The organism is Armatimonas sp. (assembly GCF_043760365.1).
GTDB lineage: Bacteria > Armatimonadota > Armatimonadia > Armatimonadales > Armatimonadaceae > Armatimonas.
This window is the reverse complement of the sequence record NZ_JAYUPA010000577.1, coordinates 1-4,344: the sequence shown is the minus strand read 5'-3', so window position 1 is coordinate 4,344 and position 4,344 is coordinate 1. Positions and strand designations below refer to the sequence as shown.

The window sequence follows — 4,344 nt, the reverse complement described above, 5'->3', positions numbered from 1 at the left end:
CAAGTTCGCCTTGTATCCAATCATTGATTGGCATGACGAATCCCTGTTTCCGTCGGTAGAGCACCTCAGAAGGGACATACCGCTCAGCAAGTCGTTTCAGTAGATATTTAGTCTGCCATCCCTGTGTAAGCTGTTCTATAGGAATGGTTGCGGCAAATTCAAGAAGCTGGATATCCAGTAAAGGAGAGCGCCCTTCAACAGAATGGGCCATCGTAGACACATCCATCTTTGTTAGTAGCTGATTCGGTAAATAGGTTGTCAACTCAGCATTCAGAACGCGGTCGCCATCCGTTGGCCCATCGCTTTTTTCCCATGCCGTACGATAGTGTGCATCGGCATCAATATCTTTAAGACTACTGAATGCGTCCGGTAGGTAAAGTTTATCCCGAAACTCCCGGAAGCCGCGTTCATAAACAAAACGATCTTGAGGCCGAGAAGCCCTCAGAGCACTGCTGAGCAATTTACCACGCTTCCCTAGCAAAGACAGTCCTTTTGCGCTTGGTTGGTGTAAGAATGCAGGAATTTTTTCATAACAAGCCTGTGCAGCCCGCGCGATCATCGGGCGAGAGTATCCTCCAAAGCCTTCATCACCCCCATCTCCATTGAGAATCACTGTCACATGCTCGCGTGCGCAACGGGATACCGCAAATGTAGGAACAATTGAGACGTCAGCCATGGGCTGACCGTAGTGCCAGATAATCTCAGGAAGATTATAAATCTCATTCGCAGGAAGCGTATGTTCATGGGAATTGGCCTTCCAGCGATCAGCAACCATACGCGCAAAGGGGCGTTCGTCAAACTTGGGATCTTCAAAACCAATCGTCACGGTTTCTACAGGTTCATCACGAAGCTGGGACATCAGTGCAACAACAAGCCCGGAGTCCACTCCTCCAGAGAGAAACGCTCCCAAAGGTACATCCGACATCAAACGACGCTCAACGGCTTGTCGGAGTCTTGCATCTAACTCATCAAGAAGCTCAGGCTCTTTTCTTTTTTTCTTATGGGCATAAGACAGTGTCCAATATGTCCCCAGCTGCACCTTGCCTCCAATACATTGAAATCCATAGTCCTTCTCACCTAGTTTAATAGTTCCAAACTGGGCAGGGAGTAAACAATAAATCCCTTTGTAGATTGTATGCGGCGCTGGCACGGCTTGATAAATCAAGTATTGATCCAGGGCAACCCTATCCACTTCAGGCTTTTCCGGCAGCAACGTCAAGAGGGCATTCAATGTCGAGGCGAAAGCAAACTCCCCCGATGGCAGCTCAGTGTAGAAAAATGGCTTCTTCCCTACTCGATCTTTGGCAAAAAAGAGCGTCTGCTTTTCCTCGTCCCAAATCGCAAAAGCAAACATCCCATCAATTCGCCGAAGCAGTCCTTCAAAACCCCACTCTTCGTAACCATGAATGAGCGTTTCGGTGTCGGTATTTGATTGAAACTGATGTTTTTCTAAGAGATCACGGCGAAGCTCTGCAAAATTATAGATCTCTCCATTGAACACAATCCAGACAGATTGCGTCTCATTGCACATCGGCTGGTTACCACTAGGAGAAAGATCAATAATGGCAAGGCGACGAAACAACAGAGACGCTTGGCCACATTGGACCATTGCCCCAGAGTCAGGACCACGGTGATGTATCGCATCTAATGTTTTTTGATACGTCTCGCCCGTCCTAGGATTATTAGTAATAATGCCCGCTATGCCACACATAACTTGTACTTTCGTTTTTCAGCGATTAAGGGAGCTTCTACACGGATCTTTATCCGCCCACTGAAGTTAGCAGCTCTTCCCTTGCAGATATGCCAGGCGTGTGCCTTTCCCAAGGAAAAACAGCTTCAAGCTAGCAAAGTGTAACACTTTTCTTTACACGAAGCAAGGCACTTTTCGGCACGTGTCAAGCCTCCGAATGTGATTGTGCAGGGTGGCTACCGAATCACCCTGCGCATTCGTAGAGTCAGTCCGTGACGGCCCCCACACTTGCGGTGGAGACGAGCTTAGCGTACTTGGCAAGCACGCCTCGGGTGTAGCGCGGCGCGGGTGGCTGCCAAACGGCGCGGCGGGCTTCGAGTTGGGCGTCGTCCACGTTGAGCGTGAGGCTGAGCGTGATGGCATCTATCGTGATGCTGTCGCCCTCTTTAACTAAACCGATAGTTCCGCCGACGGCGGCTTCGGGTGCAACGTGACCGACCACGAGGCCGTAGGTGCCCCCCGAGAAGCGCCCATCGGTGATGAGGCCAACGGAGTCGCCGAGGCCCGCGCCGATAATCGCAGAGGTCGGGGCAAGCATCTCGCGCATTCCCGGACCGCCTTTGGGGCCTTCGTAGCGAATCACCAGCACATCGCCGGGATTGATCATTCCCGCGAGAATGGCCGTGAGCGTCTCTTCCTCGCTCTCAAAGACCCGAGCAGGGCCGGTGAGTACCGGCGATTTCACGCCCGTAATCTTCGCGACGCAGCCCTCGGTCGCTAGATTTCCACGTAAGATTGCCAGATGGCCCTGCTTATAGATCGGTGTCTCGAAGGGCCGGATGATCTCCTGATCGGCAGGCGGCGCATCGGGGATGCTTACCAGTGTCTCGGCAATCGTCTGGCCGGTGATGGTGACGCAGTCGCCGTGGAGCAGGCCCGCATTCAGGAGCATCTTCATCACCTGCGGCACGCCCCCGACATGGTGAAAGTCATTGGCGAGATACTTGCCCGAGGGCTTGAGATCGCACAAAACCGGGACGCGCTTGCGGATTTCCTCGAAATCGTCAATGGCGAGCGGCACCTCGGCGGCGTGGGCGATAGCGAGCAAGTGCAGCACGGCGTTGGTCGAGCCGCCGGTCGCCATCACCACGGCAATCGCGTTCTCAAATGCCTTGCGGGTCATGATCTGGCGCGGCAGGAGCTGTTTTTTGATAGCTTCCACCAAGACGCGGCCACTCTCGGCAGCGCTCTCGGCTTTCTCTGGGTCCACCGCCGCCATGGTCGAGCTGCCCGGCAGGCTCATACCCATCGCCTCAATCGCGCTGCTCATCGTGTTGGCGGTGTACATCCCGCCGCACGAGCCCGCGCCGGGAATCGCATGGCACTCGATGCCGCGCAGCTCCTCGTCGTCCATCTTGCTCGCCGCGTGCGCCCCGACGGCTTCAAACACACTGACGATATTCAGATCACGACCGCGAAACTTGCCCGCCTTGATCGTCCCACCGTAGACAAAGATCGCCGGGATATTCATTCGTGCAATCCCGATCATCGCGCCGGGCATGTTCTTGTCACAGCCGCCAATGGTCAGCACCGCATCCATGGACTGCGCCATCACCGCCGTCTCGATGCTATCGGCGATCACCTCGCGGCTCACGAGGCTATACTTCATGCCCTCGGTGCCCATTGAGATACCGTCGCTCACGGTGATCGTGCCAAAGGTCTGCGGCATTCCTCCAGCGTCACGGATCGCCGCCTCCGCTCTTTCCGCGAGCGGGCGAATCCCCATGTTGCAGGGCGTGATGGTCGAGTGGGCGCTGGCAATCCCCACAATAGGCTTCTGGAAATCTCCATCGCCAAAGCCGACAGCGCGGAGCATGGAGCGGTTCGGGGCGCGCTGGACGCCCTCAGTGATAAGACGGCTGCGCAAGTTTAAAGGCACGGTTGGGTTCAAAGGCACGGTATGAAAAATCCTCCGGGGTTATTCTATCGCGTGCCGCCGGTTGAAAACCGACGTCTGCAGTGGCGCAAGCGCCGCAAAGCCCGTGCCGGGCTCCCGAACCTATTTCCTCAGCCCGGCACGGACTTTGTAGCCGCAGGCCACTGTAGCCACCGATTTCCAATCGGTGGCTATGCCTTCACGTCGAGCTTTTCCAGGAGCTGGGGCCGCTCCCGCAGGGCGATTCGGGCGAACTTGAGGTAGGTGGCAGACCAGTGATCTAGCGCGGCGAGGGCGTCGTTCTGCTGGGGGGTGAGGTCTTGCGCCCCGCCTTTTGCCCCTTCTTGTGCACTGTCCGCCGCCTTGAGCGCCGTGAGCTTGGCACGCTCGCTTGCCAGCTTCACTGCCGTGTAGCCGTGCGCTGCCAGCGCTGTTTTTATGTCGTCGGGGCCGTTGGTTGCGCCGTCGAAGAGGGCATCGGCGGCGCGGAGAAACGCGGCGAGGCTCTGGGGGGTATTGCCGCTGAGTCCGAGCGCGGTGCGTCCGTGTGCGCCTGCGGGAAAGAGCGCCCTTCCGGCAGCGGCAAGGTCGGCGTAGGCGCGGCGTGCGACTTTTTCGGTCTCTAAAAACGCCTCGGTCTTTTGCTTCTGCATGGCGCGGCTGAGCTGTGTTAGCCCGAGCTGTGTCTGCGCGGCTTGGAGCAGCGCCCGTCCCTCGG

Annotated in this window: 3 protein-coding genes; all 3 read right to left on the bottom strand. The window is 56.4% G+C overall.

Annotated elements, in window-relative coordinates:
• Positions 1-1,711, bottom strand: a 1,711-nt coding sequence (gene asnB / locus ACH2EH_RS13160) for an asparagine synthase (glutamine-hydrolyzing) (RefSeq protein WP_395142368.1), incomplete at its 3' end; no start/stop codon positions are given.
• Between the two features lie 244 nt (positions 1,712-1,955).
• Positions 1,956-3,629: a dihydroxy-acid dehydratase gene (ilvD, locus tag ACH2EH_RS13155; RefSeq protein ID WP_395142370.1), complete on the bottom strand. Its 1,674-nt coding sequence runs from the start codon at positions 3,627-3,629 to the stop codon at positions 1,956-1,958.
• Positions 3,630-3,817: 188 nt separating this feature from the next.
• Positions 3,818-4,344 (bottom strand): hypothetical protein (locus ACH2EH_RS13150; RefSeq protein ID WP_395142366.1); only part of this gene is annotated, 527 nt, incomplete at its 5' end.